Annotated in this window: 16 protein-coding genes; 12 read left to right on the top strand and 4 right to left on the bottom strand. The window is 70.7% G+C overall.

Features of this window, described 5'->3' with window-relative positions; genetic code table 11:
- Positions 1–108 precede the first annotated feature (108 nt).
- Positions 109–558, top strand: a complete 450-nt coding sequence (locus K1J60_RS07980) for a DUF6278 family protein (protein WP_220645571.1) — start codon at positions 109–111, stop codon at positions 556–558.
- A 150-nt stretch (positions 559–708) separates the two neighbouring features.
- On the top strand, positions 709–1452 hold the full coding sequence (locus K1J60_RS07975) for an amino acid ABC transporter ATP-binding protein (protein WP_220645570.1): 744 nt from the start codon (positions 709–711) through the stop codon (positions 1450–1452).
- A 155-nt stretch (positions 1453–1607) separates the two neighbouring features.
- Here the strand turns inward: K1J60_RS07975 and K1J60_RS07970 are convergent, their stop codons facing one another.
- Together K1J60_RS07970 and K1J60_RS07965 are read right to left on the bottom strand one after the other, a co-directional pair.
- A complete protein-coding gene (locus K1J60_RS07970) occupies positions 1608–3206 on the bottom strand; it encodes a CocE/NonD family hydrolase (protein WP_220645569.1) in 1599 nt (532 codons plus the stop codon).
- Between the two features lie 107 nt (positions 3207–3313).
- On the bottom strand, positions 3314–4069 hold the full coding sequence (locus K1J60_RS07965) for a hypothetical protein (protein ID WP_220645568.1): 756 nt from the start codon (positions 4067–4069) through the stop codon (positions 3314–3316).
- Between the two features lie 131 nt (positions 4070–4200).
- On the opposite strand from K1J60_RS07965, the gene ggt reads away from it, so the two are divergent.
- A complete protein-coding gene (gene ggt, locus K1J60_RS07960) occupies positions 4201–6006 on the top strand; it encodes a gamma-glutamyltransferase (RefSeq protein ID WP_259407609.1) in 1806 nt (601 codons plus the stop codon).
- Here ggt and K1J60_RS07955 read toward each other — a convergent pair.
- Positions 5999–8578: an ATP-dependent Clp protease ATP-binding subunit gene (locus K1J60_RS07955; protein ID WP_220645567.1), complete on the bottom strand. Its 2580-nt coding sequence runs from the start codon at positions 8576–8578 to the stop codon at positions 5999–6001. The genes ggt and K1J60_RS07955 overlap by 8 nt on opposite strands.
- 202 nt (positions 8579–8780) lie before the next feature.
- Positions 8781–9548: a type I methionyl aminopeptidase gene (map, locus tag K1J60_RS07950; RefSeq protein ID WP_220645566.1), complete on the bottom strand. Its 768-nt coding sequence runs from the start codon at positions 9546–9548 to the stop codon at positions 8781–8783.
- Positions 9549–9621: 73 nt separating this feature from the next.
- Between map and K1J60_RS07945 the strand changes: the two genes are divergently transcribed.
- The 9 genes from K1J60_RS07945 to K1J60_RS07905 all read left to right on the top strand — a co-directional run bounded on the left by K1J60_RS07945 (position 9622) and on the right by K1J60_RS07905 (position 21126).
- Positions 9622–9894, top strand: a complete 273-nt coding sequence (locus K1J60_RS07945; RefSeq protein ID WP_220645565.1) for a helix-turn-helix domain-containing protein — start codon at positions 9622–9624, stop codon at positions 9892–9894.
- 179 nt (positions 9895–10073) lie between these two features.
- Positions 10074–11708 carry a hypothetical protein gene (locus tag K1J60_RS07940; protein WP_220645564.1) on the top strand — a complete coding sequence of 545 codons (1635 nt, stop codon included), beginning with the start codon at positions 10074–10076 and terminating at the stop codon, positions 11706–11708.
- Between the two features lie 247 nt (positions 11709–11955).
- Positions 11956–12798, top strand: coding sequence for a nitrilase-related carbon-nitrogen hydrolase (locus K1J60_RS07935; protein ID WP_220645563.1), 843 nt, complete (start codon positions 11956–11958; stop codon positions 12796–12798).
- Positions 12799–12861: 63 nt separating this feature from the next.
- Positions 12862–14148: an aspartate aminotransferase family protein gene (locus K1J60_RS07930; RefSeq protein WP_220645562.1), complete on the top strand. Its 1287-nt coding sequence runs from the start codon at positions 12862–12864 to the stop codon at positions 14146–14148.
- Positions 14149–14196: 48 nt separating this feature from the next.
- Positions 14197–15762 (top strand): PucR family transcriptional regulator, encoded by a 1566-nt coding sequence (locus K1J60_RS07925; protein WP_220645561.1) that lies wholly within the window; start codon positions 14197–14199, stop codon positions 15760–15762.
- 155 nt (positions 15763–15917) lie between these two features.
- Positions 15918–16760, top strand: a complete 843-nt coding sequence (locus tag K1J60_RS07920) for a nitrilase-related carbon-nitrogen hydrolase (RefSeq protein ID WP_220645560.1) — start codon at positions 15918–15920, stop codon at positions 16758–16760.
- Positions 16761–16925: 165 nt separating this feature from the next.
- Positions 16926–18329 carry a dihydropyrimidinase gene (gene hydA / locus K1J60_RS07915; RefSeq protein WP_220645559.1) on the top strand — a complete coding sequence of 468 codons (1404 nt, stop codon included), beginning with the start codon at positions 16926–16928 and terminating at the stop codon, positions 18327–18329.
- Positions 18330–18340: 11 nt separating this feature from the next.
- The gene (locus K1J60_RS07910; protein ID WP_220645558.1) at positions 18341–19360 is read left to right on the top strand and encodes a TIGR03842 family LLM class F420-dependent oxidoreductase; all 1020 of its coding nucleotides are present in this window, start codon (positions 18341–18343) and stop codon (positions 19358–19360) included.
- A gap of 197 nt (positions 19361–19557) precedes the next feature.
- A complete protein-coding gene (locus K1J60_RS07905) occupies positions 19558–21126 on the top strand; it encodes an NCS1 family nucleobase:cation symporter-1 (protein WP_220645557.1) in 1569 nt (522 codons plus the stop codon).
- Positions 21127–21148: the final 22 nt, after the last annotated feature.

Raw genomic sequence — 21148 nt, 5'->3', positions numbered from 1 at the left:
CGGAGGCCCGTCAATGAGGCCGGCGGGAACCACGGCCGAACTCCCGGCGAACAAGCGTTTTCCGCGCGCCTGTGGTGCGAAGGGTGAGGCGGATGACACGCTGAGCGCATGAACATCTCTTTCCTGGGCAACTGGCGCAAGAGGCGTGACCCCGCGTTCGGGGTCGCGGTGTTCACCGGCGGCGACGGTGACGACGACGGTCACGAGGGACTCGCCGAACTCCTCTCCGAATGCGAACTGCTGCGCGCGCAGGCCGCGCGGTCCGGCGTCGAACTCGACGACTCCCCCGCCTCGTTGGAGGCGATCGATCAGTTGGTCCCGCGCTGGCGCGACGACGAGGAGACCGTGGCCTGGCTAGGGAACGACGCGGGGCTCTACCTGGGCACGGTCGTCGTACGGACCGTGCCGGGCGCCCGCTGGGAGATCTGGCCCAACGGCCAGCCCGTGGTGCGGCTGGACTCCGGCCGTGAGATCGACGTGGTCGAGGCAGGCCAGGCGTGGGCCGCCAGCGGTGCACCGGAACTCTCCCAGCTCTACGCCGAGGTCGCCGAGCATTGAGGGCCCCGGCGCGCGCTCTCCGGCGCGGCCGATTCCCGACAATACGGCTAATCCCCGCGAGTGCGTGTCGCGTATTGAGGCCCCCTCGGTGCGGATAGTTTGCGGCACCTGCGACACCACACGGTCGAGGGCGAGTAGGGCGGGCTGGGCATGGCGGTCGAACCGCTGATCGAGATGCGGGACGTGAACAAGTACTTCGGCGAGCTGCATGTCCTCCAGGACATCGACCTCACCGTCGGCAAGGGGGAGGTGGTCGTCGTCATCGGCCCGTCGGGGTCGGGGAAATCGACACTGTGCCGGGCGATCAACCGGCTGGAGCCCATCCGCTCCGGCACGATCCGGATCGACGGGCAGCCGCTGCCGAGCGAGGGCAAGGCCCTCGCGGCGCTCCGCGCGGACGTCGGCATGGTCTTCCAGTCCTTCAACCTCTTCGCGCACAAGACGGTCCTGCAGAACGTGTCGCTCGGTCAGGTCAAGGTCCGCAAACGGAAGAAGGAGGACGCCGACCGGCGCTCGCGCGAACTCCTGGACCGGGTCGGTCTCGCCGACCAGGCGCCGAAGTACCCGGCCCAGCTCTCCGGCGGCCAGCAGCAGCGGGTGGCCATCGCCCGCGCCCTCGCCATGGACCCCAAGGTCATGCTGTTCGACGAGCCGACGTCGGCCCTCGACCCCGAGATGATCAACGAAGTCCTCGAAGTCATGCAGCAGTTGGCGCGCGATGGCATGACCATGGTCGTCGTCACCCACGAGATGGGATTCGCCCGCTCGGCCGCCAACCGCGTCGTCTTCATGGCGGACGGCCGCATCGTCGAGGACCGCACTCCGGACGGTTTCTTCACCAGCCCGGAGAGCGACCGTGCCAAGGACTTTCTCTCCAAGATCCTCAAGCACTGACCACCGGCACCGGACCGGCCGCGGGCCTCGACTACGATGAGCGGTTCATCCACTTGGGGTGAGCGAGGCCGTGGACGCCACCCCCGGCCGAAAAGGGACGCTGCTGCCAGGCGCGCAGTGGCCATGGGCCAGGCCCGCCCGGCGGCAGCCGGAGATCACTGCTCGCGCAGCGGGATCGACACGTACGACGGGTCGTTCGGCGGCGAGGAGAAGGTCAGCTGCGCGCCGGTCGGGTTGTGCTCGATGTAGAGCGGGTCGACCGTGTCGACGACCAGGGCGAGACGGTGGCCCGCCGGAACGTCGTAGGCCGTGGAGAGCAACTCCAGGTCCACGCCGAACGGACGGCCGGGTGTCTCGCCGTGGAAGGTGTACGGCGCGTGGCTGACCAGCTTGCCGAGGCCGAGCGGGCCCACGTCGTACAGGTACGCGACGAGGGTGCCGCTCTCCTTGGTGGCCGTCACCGTGGTGTGCAGCTTCGCGGTGCCGCGCACGGCCTGCGGCGTCGGGTACTTCTCCGACTGCCACACGGCCGCCCAGCGACGCGGCAGCAGCGGTATCGAGGCCACGGGCGGGAGTTGGGCCACCTGGTCCAGGATGCTGGAGAGGAAGACGACCCCGCCGTTCGCGCCCGAGTCGACGTTCGCGCGGATCGTGGTGCCGCTCGCCAGGGCGATCTTCTTCCGGGTGGCGGTGACCGACTTCCAGTCCGGGTAGCCCTCGAAGGCGCCGCCCGTACGGGACTTGAGCTGGACGGGCTGCTCACGGTCGATGCCGTTGGCGGTGCCCTTCAGATAGCGGTCGAACCAGCGCCGGGTGTCCGTCCACACGTCGTTGGGCAGGCCGAACAGGCCGGTGAGTTCCGTGGTGGCGTGGTCGCCGGGGCGCAGCTCCAGCCGCTTGGGGCCGGTGAGCTTCTCGTAGAAGTCGGCGTACTGGTTGGGCGGGAAGATCGAGTCGCCCCAGGCGTTGGCGAGCATGACGGCCGTGCCGTGGGTGTTGAGCTGGTCCAAATACGTCTCGGGGGAACGTTTCTTCCCCCAGGCGATCATCTCTTCCTCCTTCGCCAGGTCGGAGGCGTAGAAGTTCTTGAAGATCTGCTGGATCTCGGGGCCCTGGCGGCCGGTGATCCGCCCCGCGCCGTCCAGCAGGGCGGCCGCCTGGAGGTGCTGGGTGCGTCCGCCGTAGATGGAGTCGATCAGGTCCGCCCAGCCGCTCAGCGCGGCCACGGCCTTGACGCGCTTGTCGTGCGCGGCGGTGAGCAGACTGATGCCCGCCCCGTACGACAGCCCCGCCATGCCGATGTGCGCGGCGTCGGCCGGGGTGTTGGCGAGCGCCCAGTCGATCACCTTGGAGGCGTCGGCGGTGTCGGGTGGCCCCGCGACCTCTATGTATCCACCGGATTCCCAGAAGCCGCGCACGTTGTAACCGACCACGACGTAGCCCGCGTCGGCCAGCTTCCGGGCCTGGGCCAGATATTCGACCTGGGGCAGGCCCCAGCTCGTGGGCAGGACGAGGAGCGGGTAGGCGCGTGAGGTGTCGGCGGGTGCGACGACATTGGCCTTGAGGACGGTCCCGCCCTCGCCCTCGATGTCGACGAAACGGGTGGTGGGGGCCGCTGTGGCGCCGGACGCCGCCTGGGCGGCGGGGGCGAGGCCGAGGGCCGTGCCGGCGACCAGGGTGGCCGAGACGGCGCCCACGGCGCTTGTCCGCAGTGCCCTGGTCGTACGCGATGTGGTGACGTGCGGGTGTCTCACGGGTCGCTCCTCACTCGTGTAAGTGCAAAGTGACCCGACGGTAACCGGACGCCCTTACCGGAAGTAACTCCTCGGTAAGTTACGTGACGGTAACGTTCGGCGGTGAACTATGGGGCGCGGTGCGAGACCTGGGCGGGGGCGGTCGGTGCCGGGGTCTGGGCCGCTCGGGTGACGTCCGACACGAGTTCGACCACATCGGGGCCGTATGCCTGCGAGTTGACGACCTTCAGCAGGAGGACGAACGAACCGGTGCCGTACTTGCGGTGCAGGCGCTCATGGTTACGGGCCAGATAGCGCGTAGCGGCCTGGTTGGTGATCGCCCGCTGACCGCAGAAGAGAAAGACGGGCCTGGCCTGGTCCGGCTGGCCGGTGGTGAGGCGGGCCAGGATCACGTGCTCGGTGACGCCGGGGTCCAGACGGTAGCGCTCGCTGCCTATGTGCAGGGCTGCCCGGTCGGGGCCGGGTTCGGGGTCGAGGTTGAAATGGATGCCCGGCAGCATCGCCGTGATATGAGCGGCCATGCGCCGGTTGGAGCCGGGCCCGCCCACGCAGAACTCGGTCCGCTCGCCGAACCCCTGCTGGGCCGCGTCCTGGGTGATGATCTGGGCGTGCGCTCCACAGTCCTTGATCAGTGCGGAGAGCTCCAACAACGCGAACACGTCGAAGCGGTGCACCGCCAGATTCGCGCTCGACGGATCACGGCTGACCACCAGCAGGGACTCGGAGTTGTCCGGCAGCCCGAAGAACGCCTGCTTGCGTCGGAGCTTCCGCCTCCACAGATACGTCCGGACGAACCACCCCAGCGAGGCACTGAGCCCCGCCGCGATCACGCCGAGGACGATATTGCGCACGTCGTCATTCATGGCCGCGCATGGTAGCGGGCGCCGTCGAACAGTGCTCGAATCCATGTCCGGTTCGGAGCTCCGGAGCGCCTCCTGACGGGACCATGGCAACCGCGTTAGTCTGCGCGGACGGTCCTGGACTGGAGGTACGGATGCGTCTGCGTCGCCCTGTCGCGCGGAAACTGGCTGTACTGGCGGCGACGTCCGCCGTGATGACGGTGGGGGCGGCCCCGCCGACCTCCGCCGCGACGGACACCGTCCCGAAGACCCCGGTCGCCGTCGGCTACGGAGGCGCCGTGTCCAGTGTCGACCCGGACGCCTCCGCCGCCGGGATCGAGGTGCTCCGCAAGGGCGGCAACGCGGTGGACGCGGCGGTCGCCACGGCCGCCGCGCTCGGTGTCACCGAGCCGTACTCGGCGGGCATCGGCGGTGGCGGCTACTTCGTCTACTACGACGCCGGGTCACGGTCCGTGCACACCATCGACGGCCGCGAGACGGCGCCCCTGAGCGCCGGCGAGGACCTCTTCCTGGAGAACGGGCAGCCGATCCCGTTCGCGGAGGCCGTCACCAGCGGGCTGAGCGTCGGCACGCCCGGCACCCCGGCGACCTGGCAGACGGCGCTGAGGAGTTGGGGCAGCAGGCCGCTCGGCACCCTGCTGAAGCCCGCCGAGAAGCTCGCCCGCGACGGTTTCACCGTCGACGCGACCTTCCGCTCCCAGACCGCCGCCAACGAGGCCCGGTTCCGCAACTTCCCCGCCACGGTCGACCTGTACCTCCCCGGCGGCGAGCTCCCGGTGGTCGGCTCGACCCTCAAGAACCCCGACCTGGCGCGCACCTACGCCGAGTTGGGCCGCAAGGGCGTCGACGCCCTCTACCGGGGCGACCTCGCCCAGGACATCGTCGACACGGTCAACAAGCCGCCGGTGGACCCGAGTTCGGGCTACAACGCCCGCCCCGGCGACCTGACGACGGCCGACCTCGCCCAGTACCGCGCCAAGCGCCAGGCTCCTACCAGGACGTCGTACCGCGGCCTCGGCGTCTACGGGATGGCGCCCTCCTCCTCCGGCGGCACCACGGTCGCCGAGGCGCTCAACATCCTGGAGCGGACCGACCTCTCCCGGGCGAGCGACGTCCAGTACCTGCACCGCTACATCGAGGCCAGCCGGATCGCGTTCGCCGACCGGGGCCGCTGGGTCGGTGACCCCGCCTTCGAGGACGTACCGACCAAGGAACTGCTCTCGCAGCGGTTCGCCGACTCCCGTGAGTGCCTGATCAAGGACGACGCGGTCCTCACCAGCCCCGTCGCACCGGGCGATCCGCGCAACCCCACGCCCTGCGCGACCGGCGGTACGGCCGCGCCGACGACGTACGAGGGTGACAGCACGACCCATCTCACGGTCGCCGACAAGTGGGGCGACGTCGTCTCCTACACCCTCACCATCGAGCAGACCGGTGGCAGCGGCATCACCGTGCCGGGCCGGGGCTTCCTGCTCAACAACGAGCTGACGGACTTCTCCTTCACCCCGGCCAACCCGGCCGTGCACGACCCCAACCTGCCGGGGCCGGGCAAGCGGCCGCGCTCGTCGATGTCGCCGACGATCGTGCTCGACAAGCACGGCAAGCCCGTGGTGGCGCTCGGCTCACCCGGCGGCGCGACCATCATCACGACCGTGCTGCAGACCCTGACCGGCTTCCTCGACCGGGGTCTGCCCCTGGTGGACGCGATCGCCGCGCCGCGCGCCAGTCAGCGCAACCAGACCACCACCGAACTCGAACCGGGCCTGTGGAACAGCCCGTTGAAGACGGAACTCGAAGCCATCGGACACGGCTTCCGGCAGAACCCGGAGATCGGGGCGGCCACCGCCGTCCAGCGTCTGTCGAACGGCAAGTGGCTGGCCGCCGCGGAGACCGTACGACGCGGGGGCGGCGCGGCGATGGTCGTGCACCCCGTCAGGTAGTGCCCTCGGAGGCGGGCGGCGTCGTACGGAAGGCCAGCCGCCCGTCCTCCACCTCCGCCACCACCCGGCTGCCGGACGGCAGTCGCCCGTCGAGCAGCAGCCGGGACAGGGGGTTGTCGACCTCCCGCTGGATCGTGCGGCGCAACGGCCGGGCGCCGTACTCGGGTTGGTGGCCGTGACGGGCGAGATGGTCGACGGCCTCCTCGTCGAACTCGATCCGGACGCCCCGCGCGTGCAGCCGCAGCCGCGTCCCCTCCAGCAACAGGTGGGTGATCCGGCGCAGTTGGTCGTCGTCGAGCCGGCGGAAGACGACGATCTCGTCGATGCGGTTGAGGAACTCGGGCCGGAAGTGCTCCCTGAGCGGCCGCAGGATCCGCTCCCGTCGGTCCTCCTCGTCCGCCTCGGCGCCGCCCGCCGAGAAGCCCAGCCCCGACCCGCCCCGGCCGATGGCCTCCGAGCCCAGGTTGCTCGTCATGACGACCACGGCGTTGGTGAAGTCGACCGTGCGGCCCTGGGCGTCGGTGAGCCGGCCGTCGTCGAGCACCTGGAGCAGCAGGTTGAAGACGTCCGGGTGGGCCTTCTCCACCTCGTCCAGCAACAACAGCGAGTACGGGTGGCGGCGTACGGTCTCGGTCAGCTGGCCCGCCTCCTCGTGGCCGACGTAACCGGGCGGGGCCCCGACCAGCCGACTGAGCGTGTGCCGTTCCTGGTACTCGCTCATGTCGAGCCGCACCATCCGGTCCTCGCTGCCGAAGAGGGCCTCCGCCAGAGCCCGGGCCAGCTCCGTCTTGCCGACGCCGGTCGGGCCCAGGAACAGGAAGCTGCCGATCGGCCGTTCGGGACTGGCGAGCCCGGCGCGTGAACGCAGCACGGCGTCCGCCACCACGCTCACCGCCTCGTCCTGCCCGACGACCCGCCGACGCAGCCGCTCCGCGAGACCCAGCAGCCGTTCCCGTTCCTCCTGGGTGAGGCTGCTGACGGGGATGCCGGTCTGCCGGGAGACGACCTCGGCGATGTCCTCGGGACCGATCTCCAGGCCCTGCCCGTCGTCGGCCCGCGCCCGATCGCGCCCGGCGTCGATCCGCTCCCGCAACTCCCCGATCCGGTCCCGCAGCCGCGTCGCCTGCTCGTACCGCTCACCCGTGACCGCCTGGTCCTTGTCCCGGGTCAGCTGCTCGATCTCCCGCTCCAGAGCCCGTACGTCCGTGCCCTTCGTCCGGGCCCGCAGCCGGACCCGGGCCCCGGCCTGGTCCATCAGGTCGATGGCCTTGTCGGGCAACCGGCGGTCGGTGAGATAGCGGTTGGACAGTTCCACGGCGGCCGCCAGTGCCTCGTCCGTGTAGCGGACCTGGTGATGGGCCTCGTAGCGGTCGCGCAGCCCGCGCAGGATCTCCAGGGCGTCGTCGCCGTCCGGTTCGGGGACCAGCACCGGCTGGAACCGGCGGGCCAGCGCCGCGTCCCGCTCGATCCGCCGGTACTCCTCCAGCGTCGTGGCCCCGACGATGTTCAGCTCGCCGCGCGCCAGGGCCGGCTTGAGGATGTTGCCGGCGTCCATCGCGCTGCCCTCGCCCGAGCCGGCGCCCACGACGGTGTGCAACTCGTCGATGAAGACGACCAGTTCGGCGGAGTGCGCACGGATCTCGTCGACGATGTCGGTGAGCCGCTCCTCGAAGTCGCCCCGGTAACGGGTCCCGGCGACCACGCCGGACAGATCCAGGGCGACCACCCGGCGCCCGGCCAGCACATCGGGCACGTCCCCCTCGGCGATGCGCTGGGCCAGGCCTTCCACGATCGCGGTCTTGCCGACGCCCGCCTCACCGATCAGCACCGGGTTGTTCTTGCCGCGCCGGGACAGCACCTCGACGGTCTGCTCGATCTCGGCCTCCCGTCCGATGACCGGGTCGATACGGCCCTGGAGGGCGAGGTCGGTCAGATCGCGGCCGTACTTGTCGAGCGTCGGGGTGGCGGTGGCGGAGCGGCGCGGCAGGTCGGAGCGCGGGAACCCGGACAGGGGGATCCCCACGGGCGGGGTCGGTGCCGACGGGTCCGCCGCGTCCGGCGGCAGGGCTCCGGCCGACAGGCGCGCGGCGCCGAGGATGTGTGCGGCGGCCGAGTCCGGGTTGGCGGCGAGGGCGCTGAGGACGTGTTCGGGGCCGATGTGGCCGGAGCCGGTGACCCGGGCCAGTTCGTGCGCGTCCAGCAGCGCACGTTTGACCGCCGGGGTCAGCGCGAGCGACGCGGGCGCCGGGCCCTGGCCGGGTTTGTGCCGCTCCGGTCCAGACCGCTCGTCGATCGCGCCGGCCAGCGCGTCGGGATCGGCGCCCGCGCGGGCCACCAGACTTCGGGTCGGCTCGGCGGTCAGCGCGGCGCGCAGCAGATGCTGGGTGTCCAGGTCGGTACTGCCGTGCCGCGCCGCGTACGCCGCCGCGTCGGCCACCAACTGGCGGGCCTGGCCGCTCATCAGCCGGCCGATCTCGATCCGCTGCGGGCGCGGGCCGCCGAAGAAACGGGCGAAGAACTCAGTGAAGGGGTCCGGACCGTAGCCCTCCGGCCCCGGGAATCCGCTGTTCATTCGCCCCCGGGTTCCCGTGCGTCGGGGTACTACACCGTGGGGCGATGGGGTTTGGGTTCGCACCCCCTCAAGCATCGGGCCCCGCGTTCCTGAAGGCACGGGCCGCGCCCCGTGCCTTCAGGGACGCGGGGAACTGCGCGAGCAACCCCCACTCACCCGCTGCCGGCCCCCTCAACGGCCTGGTGGCCTGTGAAGAGAAACCTCACCGCGCGGTCAGCACCCGCGGCCCCGCCTCCGTGATGGCCACCGTGTGCTCCACGTGCGCCGCCCGGGACCCGTCGTTCGTGCACAGCGTCCAGCCGTCCGGGGCCGCGTGGTACCCGTCCGTGCCCCCGCCGATCAGCATCGGCTCGATCGCCAGGACCATCCCGTGCCGCAGCTTCATCCCCCGCCCGGGGCGCCCCTCGTTCGGGACGCCCGGGTCCTCGTGCATCTCGCGCCCGATGCCGTGCCCGCCGAACCCGTCGGGGATGCCGTATCCGGCGGCCCGGCACACGGTGCCGATCGCGTGTGCGATGTCGCCGATGCGGTTGCCGACGACGGCCGCCTCGATGCCCGCCGCGAGGGCGCGTTCGGCTGTCTCGACGAGCCGGAGGTCGGCCGCGCGCGGCGCCCCCACCGCGAAGCTGATCGCCGAGTCCCCGGCCCAGCCGCCCAGTTGTGCGCCGAAGTCGAGGGACACGAGGTCCCCGTCGCGCAGCCGGTACGAGGTGGGGATGCCGTGCACGATCGCGTCGTTCACGGAGGCGCAGAGCACCGCGGGGAAGGGCGTGGGCGCGAACGAGGGGTGGTAGCCCAGGAAGGGTGAGGTGGCACCGGCCTTCCGGAGCACCTCGTGGGCCAGCTCGTCCAGTTCGAGCAGCGAGACCCCCACGTCGGCCGCGTCCCGCACGGCCGTGAGCGCCTGGCCCACGACCTGCCCGGCCTCGTACATCGCGTCAATCGACTCATCCGTCTTCAGTTCCACCATGCCAATTACTATACCGCCAGGCATCCAATTCTAATACCGGTCCATCGGTGAGGATCGGTATTAGAATGGGGTCATGGTGCGCACCCCTCTGACCCCCGAAGAGCGCGAACGCGGCGAGCGGCTCGGCCGGTTGCTGCGTGACGCCCGTGGCGGCCGCAGTATGGCGGAGATCGCCGCCGGCGCGGGCATCTCCGCGGAGACCCTCCGGAAGATCGAGACCGGCCGGGCCCCCACCCCTGCCTTCTTCACGGTCGCCGCCCTCGCCCGCACGCTGGGCCTGTCGATGGACGACCTCGTGACGCGGTGCGGACCGGCCGTCGTGGCGCCGGTGGCGGCTGTGGCGTGAGGCGGGCCGCCGCCCTGGCCGAAGTCGTTCGCCGCCCTGGCTCGAACCGTTCACGCACAGCCGCCGGGTCGGCGCACACGGCACACTGCGTCCGCTCTGAAAACTTCACGTAGCCCTTCCGTAACACAACTGGTGTTTTCTTTCGGACCGGACCACTCCAGTCTGCCGGGGAGTATGCGATGGCTGTGGATCAACTCCCGGGTCAAGTACGGGAGTTCGCGGGATACCTGAACAAGCTGATGTCCAAGCTCGACCAGGGCGCCGGTTGGTGCGCCGTCTTCTGGCAGCGTGATCCCGAGGGCATGCGCGCCTGCCTGGACGGTCTGGAGGTGCCGCCCTGGGACGTCGTGGAAGCGCTCATGCACGACCTCGACACCGCGTACGGACCCGCCGCCGCGGCCCAGGAGACCGAGCGGGCCCGCGCACTGCACCGCGCCTCACTCGCCGCGTACGACTCCCGGCCCGGTGGCCGCGAGGCCCTCGGCGACCGGCTCGACGTCATGCTCCGCGAACAACGCTACGCCGCCGATCGCACCGCCGAACTGACCCGCAGGCTCCAGGCCGCCGGCACCCGGGAAGAGGCAGACTCCCTCCGCCTGGACCTGGCCTGGGCCCACGACGACCACGAACGCGCCACCGCCCGCTGTGCGGAACTGCGCACCCGCATCGAGGACGCCGCCCGACGCGCCCCGCACGACCCCGTGCGGGGCGCGTCGCGCGTCACGGGGAACACCGCCGTCGACGGCCGGATGAACGACGGCCGGATCCCGGACGGCTGGACCTCCGACGGCCGCGCTCCCGACGGCCCTACCTCGGACGGCCGTGGCCCCGAGAGGACCTCCCCGCACGACGCCCGGCGCGAAAGCTACGCGGGCGCCTTCCCGGCCCCCGGCGAACCCGAGTCGGCCCCCGTCACGCCCGTGCCGACCTGGGACCGGCGGCCTGGCACCACCGGTGGGGGAGTCGACGACCCTCGCCCCGCAGCGACCTCCACCTCCACCTCCGCTCCCACTCCCACCCTCGAACCCGACGCCCGAGACCAGGACCCGGAAACCGCCGCTCCCGCCCCCGCACCGACCAAACAGCGCTCCAAGCGCCGCCCCCGAGGCGGTGCCCGTTTCGCCGGGGTGGCGCAGGCCGAGGAGGCTCCGCCCGTGGCCGTGCCCAAGGCCGGGCCGAGCGGGGGTCGCAAGGGGCGTGCTCCCCGGGGCGCCCGGTACGCCGGGGTCGCGGAGTCGGCCGGGGCGGTGGCGCCGAAGCAGCCGCAGGCGAGGCAGGCGCTGGACGACGAGGCGCGGCGGGAGATCGCCGGGGCCGTGGAGCGGCTGGTGCGGCTGCGCCGGGAGAGCCGCAGTGGGGAGGCACACGCCCTCCTCGTGGAGGTCGCGCACTGGCCCGCCGCTCGTTTCCCGTTGCTCGCGGCCGAGTTGCACCGCGCGGGGCTGGGCGCCGACTGGGCCACCCTGCTGTGGGAGGCCGGCTCGTTGCCCGCCGACCGGCTGGTCGCGGTCGCGGACGCCCTGAACGCGGTCGGTCGCGCCGCGGACGGGGAGCAGATGCTGCGGCAGGGCGTCACACGGCCCGCCGAGGAGATCGGCGAGGCGGTGCTCGGGCTGGTCGCGGAGGGGCGTGAACGGGAGGCGCGCGCGCTGCTCGACATCTACGTGCGCGTGCGTACGCCGGAGGAGGCGGCGCGCAGCGCGGAGGCCGATCCCCGGCGGCTCGCGCCCCTGGTCCTGGCGACGGCGCGCGGTGTTTCGGAGGAACGCCACCGAGACGTGGCACACGCCCTGCGCGTCCAGGGCATCACCTGACCCCGCCCGGTACCCCCGCCCCACCCGCCGCGCCCGGCGGCAGCCCGGCCGTGCGGTCGGCGGTACGACCGGTTCGATGAGTGAAACGCAGGCGTAATCGCCCACTGGAGTGCGAAACGTGATCGACTCGGCCGGTTGACGACGATGGTCTTGCCCAGCCCGTCGACGGGGCTTAGTTTCAAGCCTCTACGGCCTGCGTCTACGGGCGTAGAGGCTCTCTGACGTCCCTGTCGAAGGAGCAGCTGACATGGCCAACGTCGTACGCGCCGCCCTGGTCCAGGCGACCTGGACCGGTGACACCGTGTCCATGGTCGACAAGCACATCGAGCATGCCCGCGAGGCGGCCCGGCAGGGCGCGAAGGTGATCGGCTTCCAGGAAGTCTTCAACGCGCCCTACTTCTGCCAGGTCCAGGAACCGGAGCACTACGCCTGGGCGGAACCCGTGCCCGACGGCCCCACCGTCACGCGCATGCGGGAGCTGGCCCGCGAGACCGGCATGGTGATCGTCGTCCCGGTCTTCGAGGTCGAGCAGTCCGGGTTCTACTACAACACCGCGGCGGTCATCGACGCCGACGGCACCTACCTCGGCAAGTACCGCAAACACCACATCCCCCAGGTCAAGGGGTTCTGGGAGAAGTACTACTTCAAGCCCGGGAACCTCGGCTGGCCGGTCTTCGAGACGGCCGTCGGCAAGGTCGGCGTCTACATCTGCTACGACCGCCACTTCCCGGAGGGCTGGCGCCAGCTCGGTCTGAACGGCGCCCAGCTCGTCTACAACCCGTCCGCCACCCACCGCGGGCTCTCCGCGCACCTCTGGCAGCTGGAACAGCCGGCGGCGGCCGTGGCCAACGAGTACTTCATCGCCGCGATCAACCGGGTCGGGCGCGAGGAGTACGGGGACAACGACTTCTACGGAACCTCCTACTTCGTGGACCCGCGCGGCAAGTTCGTGGGCGAGGTCGCGAGCGACCAGCGCGAGGAACTCGTCGTCCGGGACCTCGACTTCGACCTCATCGAGGACGTACGACAGCAGTGGGCGTTCTACCGGGACCGCCGGCCCGACGCGTACGAAGGACTCGTACAGCCCTGACGTGGGCACGTACAGGCGTGACACCCGCAGAACCCGTACCGCAGTGAAAGGAGTGGTGCAGCCGTGACCGACGAACTGCTCGGGCGCCACAAGGCCGTACTGCCCGACTGGCTCGCGCTCTACTACGCGGACCCGCTGGAGATCACCCACGGCGAGGGCCGTCATGTCTGGGACGCCGCCGGCGAGAAGTACCTCGACTTCTTCGGCGGCATCCTCACCACGATGACGGCGCACGCGCTCCCCGAGGTCACCAAGGCGGTGAGCGAGCAGGCCGGGCGGATCGTCCACTCCTCGACGCTCTACCTCAACCGGCCGATGGTCGAGCTCGCCGAGCGCATCGCGCAGATGTCCGGCATCCCGGACGCCCGCGTCTTCTTCACCACCTCCGGCACCGAGGCCAACGACACCGCGCTGATGCTGGCCACGACGTACCGGCGCAGCAACCAGATCATGGCGATGCGCAACAGCTACCACGGCCGCTCCTTCAGCGCGGTCGGCATCACCGGCAACAAGGGCTGGTCCCCGACCTCGCTGTCCCCGCTCCAGACGCTGTACGTGCACGGCGGTGTCCGCACCCGAGGCCCGTACGCGGACCTCAGCGACGCGGACTTCATCACCGCCTGTGTCGCCGACCTGGAGGACCTGCTCGGCCACGGCCGCCCACCGGCCGCGCTGATCGCCGAACCGATCCAGGGAGTCGGCGGCTTCACCTCACCGCCCGACGGGCTGTACGCGGCCTTCCGCGAGGTGCTGCAGCGGCACGGCGTGCTGTGGATCGCCGACGAGGTGCAGACCGGCTGGGGCCGCACCGGCGACAACTTCTGGGGCTGGCAGGCGCACGGGCAGAACGGGCCGCCGGACATCCTCACCTTCGCCAAGGGCATCGGCAACGGCATGTCCATCGGCGGTGTCGTCGCCCGCTCCGAGGTCATGAACTGCCTGGACAGCAACTCGATCTCGACCTTCGGCGGCACCCAGATCACCATGGCCGCCGGCCTCGCCAACCTGAACTACCTGGTCGAGCACGACCTCCAGGGCAACGCGCGGCGCGTCGGCGGGCTGCTCATCGAGCGGCTGCGGGCGATCACCGCGCAGATCCCGGCGGTCAAGGAAGTACGCGGCCGGGGACTCATGATCGGCATCGAGCTGGTGAAGCCCGGCACCGACGAGGCCAACCCCGAGGCGGCGTCAGCCGTCCTCGAAGCCGCCCGCCGGGAGGGCCTGCTGATCGGCAAGGGCGGTGGTCACAACACCAGCGCGCTGCGTATCGCGCCCCCGCTGTCGCTGACCGTCGCCGAGGCGGAGGAGGGCGCCGACGCCCTCGAACGCGCTCTGAGGAGCATCCAGTAACGCCGGACGCAACAGATGTGATGCGACAGATGTAAGGAAGCCCGCGCCATGACCACCGCCTTGGAACCCGCCCTGTCGGTACGCCAGGTCCTCGCCCTGGACCGGGTCCTCGCCGGGGAGCCCGAGGTGGTGGCCGGGGCCGGTCAGCTCGACCGGCCCGTGCGCTGGGTGCACGTGGCCGAGGCGCCCGACGTCGGCGTGATGCTCAGCGGCGGCGAGATGGTCCTCACCACCGGGGTCCTGCTCGCCGGCGACGAGGAGGCACAGGCCGAGTACATCCGCTCGCTGTACCGGGCCGAGGCCGCGGCGGTCGTCCTCGGCCTCGGCCGGGCCTTCCCGACGCCGCCCGACGTGATGCGGCGGGCGGCGGAGCGGTGCGGTCTGCCCATGGTGGTGCTGCACCGGCCGTTCCCCTTCGCCGAACTGACCGAGGAGGTGCAGTCCCGGCTCGTACGGCGGAAGTTCGCGGCCGTGAGCCTGTCCGAGGCCGTCCGCACGGCCCTGACCGGGCTCATCACCGCGGGCGCCCCGCTGCAACGGCTGCTCGACGAGATCGCCCAGCACGCGGGCTGTCCGCTCGTCGTCACCAACCTCGCCCACCGTGTCCTCGCCACGGCGGGGGAGCGGTCGGCGGTCGACGACGTGCTGCGCGACTGGGAACGCATCTCCCGCCAGGCGGGCGGCACCCAGGGCGACGGCTGGGTCCGGGCCGAGCTGGGCGGACGCGGGGAGCGCTGGGGGCAGATCGTGCTGTGCGGCTACCGGGGCGACACCGCCACCGGGCGGCTGCTCGCCGACCGGGCCGCCGAGGCGCTCGTCCTGCACCGCATGCTCGGCGGCGCGGCGCACTCCTGGGAGGAACAGTCCGCCCAGAGCCTGCTGACGGACCTCGTCTCCGGGGTCGTCCCGGCCCGGCAGCTGCTGCCCAGGGCGCGGGCGGCGGGGCTGCCGGTCAACCGCCGGGCCTTCGTGCCCCTCGTCGTACGCGACGGCGATCCGGCCCAACTCGACCGCGTGCTGCGGATGTTGGGCCTTCCCGGCCTCGTCGCCGAACTGGCGGAGGGGGCCACCGCCATACTCCTCAGTCTCGCCCGGGACCAGGACGCGACCGCGCTCACCGCGCACTTCGCGACGCGGCTGCGGTCCGAGTCGGGGGTGGGCCGGACGGTCGTGGCCGCCGCCGAGGCGCGGACCACCTGGGAGGACGTGCCGGGCGGGCTGCGGGAGGCGCGTCATGTGGCGGACGCCGTCGCCCAGTCCGCCACGACCGGGCTGGACCTCCCCGTCGTCGTACGCCTCCGTGATGTCCATCTGCGGGGCCTGATCCGGCTGTTGCGCGACGACCCGCACGTGCAGGCCTTCGCCGAGAGGGAGTTGGACGGGCTGCTGTGCGGCGACGGACACACCGAGCAGGATCTGCTGCCCGTCCTGCGGACCTATCTGGCGACCGGCCGCAACAAGTCGCACACCGCTCAGCTGCACCATGTGAGCCGGCCCGCGCTGTACCGCCGGCTGGAAGCCATAGAGGCCCGGCTGGGTGTGGACCTCGACGACTTCGAACAGGCCGCCTCCGTCCACATCGCCCTCCTCGCCCACGACGCGCAACAGGCCTGAAACATGCCGGGACCTGCGAAAACGGCGGTGAAACATGCGCCCACGAAGGGGTGACACGGTGGAACGGAGAAGGCCCGCAGACGTGACACCGTGCAACTCAAACCGGCTTCCCGGACTTCCTACTCTCGCTGCACACCGAGTGACCGGAGGTCCCGATGAGCAGAGTCATCCGCGCAGCCATCTTCCAGACGGCCTGGACCGGCGACAAGGAGTCGATGATCCAGGTCCACGAGCAGGCGGCCCGCGACGCGGCCGCCCAGGGTGCTCAAGTGCTGTGCTTCCAGGAGCTGTTCTACGGGCCCTACTTCTGCCAGGTCCAGGACAAGGCGTTCTACGAGTACGCGGAAGCGATCCCCGACGGCCCCATCGTCAAGCGCTTCCAGGCGCTCGCCAAGGAGCTCGGCCTCGTCCTCGTGCTGCCGATGTACGAGGAGGAGCAGCCGGGCGTCCTCTACAACACCGCCGCCGTGATCGACGCGGACGGCAAGTACCTCGGCAAGTACCGCAAGCACCACATCCCCCAAGTCCCCGGATTCTGGGAGAAGTTCTACTTCCGCCCCGGCAACGCGGGCTGGCCCGTCTTCGACACGGCGGTCGGGAGGATCGGCGTCTACATCTGCTACGACCGGCACTTCCCGGAGGGCTGGCGTGCGCTGGGTCTCGGCGGCGCCGAGATCGTCTTCAACCCGTCGGCCACCTCGCGCGGCCTGTCCCGCTACCTCTGGCAGCTGGAGCAGCCGGCGTCGGCCGTCGCCAACGAGTACTTCATCGGCGCCATCAACCGGGTCGGCGTCGAGGAACTCGGCGACAACGACTTCTACGGCACCTCCTACTTCGTGGACCCCGAGGCCCAGTTCGTCGGCGAGGTGGCCAGCGACAAGGAGACCGAACTCGTCGTCCGCGACCTGGACCTGGCCAAGCTCCGCGAGGTCCGCGACCGCTGGCAGTTCTTCCGCGACCGCCGCCCGGACGCGTACGGCCCGCTGACGGCGCCGTAACGAAGCCTCCCCGCGCCCCGCTGCCTTCAAGGGGCGCGGGGCTGTGCCTGATATGCGGCTTCCGCCGCGATGGGGGCCCCTCCCGCTCGAGCGGAGTCGAGAGTGGGGGAGCGACCAGCCACGAACGACCGGCACTGTCCCGACAACCGAACGGAGCGTGACCGAATGAGCGGCCGTACAGTCATCCGCGGCGGTCTCGTCATCACAGCCTCGGATGAGATCCACGCCGATGTCCTGATCGAGGACGGCCGCGTCGCCGCCCTCGCCGCCGCCGGCACAACCGCCGCGGAGGCCTGGACCGCCGAACGCACCATCGACGCCACGGGGAAGTACGTGATCCCCGGCGGCGTGGACGCCCACACCCACATGGAACTCCCCTTCGGCGGCACCTTCGCCTCCGACACCTTCGAGACCGGCACCCGAGCCGCCGCCTGGGGCGGTACGACGACGATCGTCGACTTCGCCGTGCAGAGCGTCGGCCACACCCTCCGCGAGGGCCTCGACGCCTGGCACGCCAAGGCGGAGGGCAACTGCGCGATCGACTACGGCTTCCACATGATCGTGTCGGACGTGAACCAGGACACGCTCAAGGAGATGGACCTGCTGGTGCAGGAGGGCGTGACCTCCTTCAAGCAGTTCATGGCCTACCCGGGCGTCTTCTACAGCGACGACGGCCAGATCCTGCGGGCCATGCAGCGCTCCGCCGACAACGGCGGCCTGATCATGATGCACGCGGAGAACGGCATCGCGATCGACGTCCTGGTCGAACAGGCCCTGGCGCGCGGCGAGACCGACCCCCGTTACCACGGCGAGGTCCGCAAGGCCCTGCTCGAAGCCGAGGCCACCCACCGCGCCATCAAGCTCGCCCAGGTCGCGGGCGCCCCCCTGTACGTCGTGCACGTCTCGGCGATGGAGGCAGTCGCCGAGCTGGCACGGGCCCGCGACGAGGGGCTCAACGTCTTCGGCGAGACCTGCCCGCAGTATCTGTTCCTCTCCACGGACAACCTCGCCGAGCCGGACTTCGAGGGCTCCAAGTACGTGTGCAGCACGCCCCTGAGGCCGCGCGAACACCAGGCCAAGCTGTGGCAGGGCCTGCGCACCAACGACCTCCAGGTGGTCTCCACCGACCACTGCCCCTTCTGCTTCGTCGGGCAGAAGGAGCTCGGCCGCGGGGACTTCTCCAAGATCCCCAACGGTCTCCCGGGCGTCGAGAACCGGATGGACCTCCTGCACCAGGCGGTCGTGGACGGGCACATCTCGCGCCGCCGCTGGATCGAGATCGCCTGCGCGACCCCGGCCCGGATGTTCGGCATGTACCCGAAGAAGGGCACGATCGCGCCGGGCGCGGACGCCGACATCGTGATCTACGACCCGCACGCCGAGCAGGTCATGTCCGTAGAGACGCACCACATGAACGTCGACTACTCGGCGTACGAGGGCAAGCGCACCACCGGCCGGGTCGAGACGGTCCTCTCGCGCGGCGAACTCGTCATCACCGAGCGGGAGTACACCGGGCACGCCGGGCACGGTGCCTACACGCCCCGCTCCACCTGTCAGTACCTCAACTAGGAGTGGAGCACATGGACTTCGGACTCGTCCTGCAGACCGACCCGCCGGCCTCGCGTGTCATCGAGCTGATGAAACGCGCCGAGGACAACGGCTTCACGTACGGCTGGACCTTCGACTCCGCCGTGCTCTGGCAGGAGCCGTTCGTCATCTACAGCCAGATCCTCTCCAGCACGACGAAACTGACGGTCGGCCCGATGGTCACCAACCCGGGCACCCGCACCTGGGAGGTCACCGCCTCGACCTTCGCCACGCTCAACGACATGTTCGGCAACCGCACGGTCTGCGGCATCGGACGCGGCGACTCGGCGATGCGGGTCGCGGGCCGCAAGCCCAACACGCTGGCCCGGATCAGCGAGGCGATGAAGGTCATCCGCTCGCTGGGCAGTGGGGGAGAGGCCGACCTCGGCGGCACGGTCATCCGGTTCCCCTGGATCAAGGAGGGCGCCGAACTCCCGGTCTGGATGGCCGCGTACGGCCCCAAGGCCCTGAAGATGACCGGCGAGGAGGCCGACGGCTTCATCCTCCAGCTCTCCGACCTGTACCTCACCGAGTACATGGTCAAGGCGGTCAAGGACGCGGCCGTGGCCGCCGGGCGCGATCCGTCCGAGGTGAAGATCTGCGTGGCCGCCCCCGCGTACGTCACCGAGGACGACTCGCCCGAGGCGCTGGCCCACGCGCGCGAGCAGTGCCGCTGGTTCGGCGGGATGGTCGGCAACCACGTCGCCGACCTGGTGTCCAAGTACGGGGAGCACTCGGCGGCCGTACCGGAGGAGCTGACGGACTACATCAAGGCGCGCGAGGGGTACGACTACTCCCACCACGGGCGCGCCGACAACCCCGACACCCAGTTCGTGCCCGACGAGATCGTGGACCGGTTCTGCGTCATCGGCACCCCCGCCATGCACATCGAGAAGCTGAACGCGCTGCGGGCGCTCGGCGTGGACCAGTTCGCCGTCTACGACATGCACGACGCCCAGGAGAGGGTGATCGACGCGTACGGCTCGACGGTCATCCCGGCGGTCAACGGCTGACCGGGCTTCCCCGAACAGCTCGGCGGCTGCGACAATCCGGCCACCCCGAACCGGAACCAACCGCTCCGAACCGGTCCTCAAGACCCCTCAAGACCCCCCACACCTTGTCTCCTTCCCCTCCGCCGTCCCGGAGGGGAAGGGCCCAAGGCCTCCGCACGGCCTTTCTTCCCGTCCCGCCTCCCCTGATTGGCCTGCCCATGACCGACATAGCTCCCCCGGGGGCGCCGACAGCCCAGTCCGCCGACCCCTCCGGCCGGATCGAGCTGGCCCCCGGGGCCTTCCCCGCCGACAGCCCCTTCGCCAACGAGGACCTGCGCCCCGTACCCGTCTCCGAGCGCAAGTGGACGACGTACAACTTCGCGGCGCTGTGGATCTCCATGGCCCACTGCATCCCCAGCTGGACCCTCGCCTCCGGCCTGGTCGCCCTCGGCATGGACTGGAAGCAGGCCGTCTTCACCATCGCCCTGGCCAACGTCATCGTGCTGCTGCCGATGCTGGCCACCGGACACGCCGGACCCAAGTACGGCATCCCCTTCCCGGTGCTGGCCCGCGCTTCCTTCGGTCTGCGCGGCGCCAACATCCCGGCGATGATCCGGGCCGCCGTGGCCTGCGGCTGGTTCGGCATCCAGACCTGGATCGGCGGCTCCGGGATATTCGTTCTCGGCTCCAAGCTCACCGGCGGCGAGTGGGAGAGCGCGGGGAAGATCGCGGGCAACCCGTGGCCGCTGTGGCTCTGCTTCATCCTCTTCTGGGCCCTGCAGATAGCGATCATCTACCGCGGCATGGACTTCCTGCGGCACTTCGAGAACTGGGCCGCGCCGTTCGTGATCGTCGGCGCGCTCGTGCTGCTGATCTGGATCGCGGTCAAGGCCGACGGCTTCGGCGCACTGCTCGACCAGCCGTCCAAGCTCGGCTGGGGCGCCGACTTCTGGCCGGTGTTCTTCCCGTCCTTGATGGGAATGATCGGCTTCTGGGCCACTTTGTCCCTGAACATCCCTGACTTCACCCGCTTCGGCGCCAGCCAGAAGGCGCAGACCTGGGGTCAGTCCCTCGGCCTGCCCACCACGATGACGCTCTTCGCGATCCTCGCCGTGCTGGTCACCTCCGGCTCCGAGGTCGTCTACGGCGAGGCCATCTGGGACCCGGTCACGCTGGCCGCCAAGGCCGACAACGTCTTCGGGCTCCTCTTCGCCCTGATCACCGTGCTGGTCGCCACCATCTCCGTGAACATCGCGGCGAACGTGGTCTCACCGGCCTACGACCTGGCGAACCTGGCCCCGAAGCTCATCAACTTCCGTACGGGCGCGCTCATCACGGGTGTCGTCGGCATCCTGATCTTCCCGTGGAAGCTGATCTCCACGCCCGAGTTCTACATCTTCACCTGGCTCGGCGTCGTCGGCGGTCTGCTCGGCACCGTCGCCGGCATCCTCATCGCCGACTACTGGATCGTCCGCCGTACCGTCCTGCACCTGGCGGACCTCTACACGCCCGGCGGGCGCTACTGGTACGCCTCCGGCTGGAACTGGCGGGCGATCGCGGCCTTCGTGGTCGGCGGTCTCCTCGCGGTCGGCGGTTCGTACTCGACCGTCTCCGAGGACGGTGTGTCGTCGGGACCGTTCCCGCACGACGGCCTGATCCCGTTCCTCAAGCCGCTCGCCGACTACGGCTGGGCGGTGGGCCTGGGCGCGTCGATGCTGCTGTACGTGGTGCTCATGGCCGGCGAACGGGAGAAGATCCGGACCGAGAAGGAGCGGGTGACCGTCTGACGGACGCGTGATCGCAGCGGCG

The sequence above is a fragment of the Streptomyces akebiae genome (genome assembly GCF_019599145.1).
Taxonomy (GTDB): domain Bacteria; phylum Actinomycetota; class Actinomycetes; order Streptomycetales; family Streptomycetaceae; genus Streptomyces; species Streptomyces akebiae.
The sequence above is the reverse complement of the archived record's forward strand: the minus strand, read 5'-3'. Positions and strand labels throughout refer to the sequence as shown.

Bases quoted from the DNA above. Each gene is read 5' to 3' on its own strand.
- K1J60_RS07980 (WP_220645571.1), top strand. From the start codon at position 109: ATGAACATCTCTTTCCTGGGCAACTGGCGCAAGAGGCGTGACCCCGCG.
- K1J60_RS07975 (WP_220645570.1), top strand. From the start codon at position 709: ATGGCGGTCGAACCGCTGATCGAGATGCGGGACGTGAACAAGTACTTC.
- K1J60_RS07965 (WP_220645568.1), bottom strand. From the start codon at position 4,069: ATGAATGACGACGTGCGCAATATCGTCCTCGGCGTGATCGCGGCGGGG.
- ggt (WP_259407609.1), top strand. From the start codon at position 4,201: ATGCGTCTGCGTCGCCCTGTCGCGCGGAAACTGGCTGTACTGGCGGCG.
- K1J60_RS07955 (WP_220645567.1), bottom strand. From the start codon at position 8,578: ATGAACAGCGGATTCCCGGGGCCGGAGGGCTACGGTCCGGACCCCTTC.
- map (WP_220645566.1), bottom strand. From the start codon at position 9,548: ATGGTGGAACTGAAGACGGATGAGTCGATTGACGCGATGTACGAGGCC.
- K1J60_RS07945 (WP_220645565.1), top strand. From the start codon at position 9,622: ATGGTGCGCACCCCTCTGACCCCCGAAGAGCGCGAACGCGGCGAGCGG.
- K1J60_RS07940 (WP_220645564.1), top strand. From the start codon at position 10,074: ATGGCTGTGGATCAACTCCCGGGTCAAGTACGGGAGTTCGCGGGATAC.
- K1J60_RS07935 (WP_220645563.1), top strand. From the start codon at position 11,956: ATGGCCAACGTCGTACGCGCCGCCCTGGTCCAGGCGACCTGGACCGGT.
- K1J60_RS07925 (WP_220645561.1), top strand. From the start codon at position 14,197: ATGACCACCGCCTTGGAACCCGCCCTGTCGGTACGCCAGGTCCTCGCC.
- K1J60_RS07920 (WP_220645560.1), top strand. From the start codon at position 15,918: ATGAGCAGAGTCATCCGCGCAGCCATCTTCCAGACGGCCTGGACCGGC.
- hydA (WP_220645559.1), top strand. From the start codon at position 16,926: ATGAGCGGCCGTACAGTCATCCGCGGCGGTCTCGTCATCACAGCCTCG.
- K1J60_RS07910 (WP_220645558.1), top strand. From the start codon at position 18,341: ATGGACTTCGGACTCGTCCTGCAGACCGACCCGCCGGCCTCGCGTGTC.
- K1J60_RS07905 (WP_220645557.1), top strand. From the start codon at position 19,558: ATGACCGACATAGCTCCCCCGGGGGCGCCGACAGCCCAGTCCGCCGAC.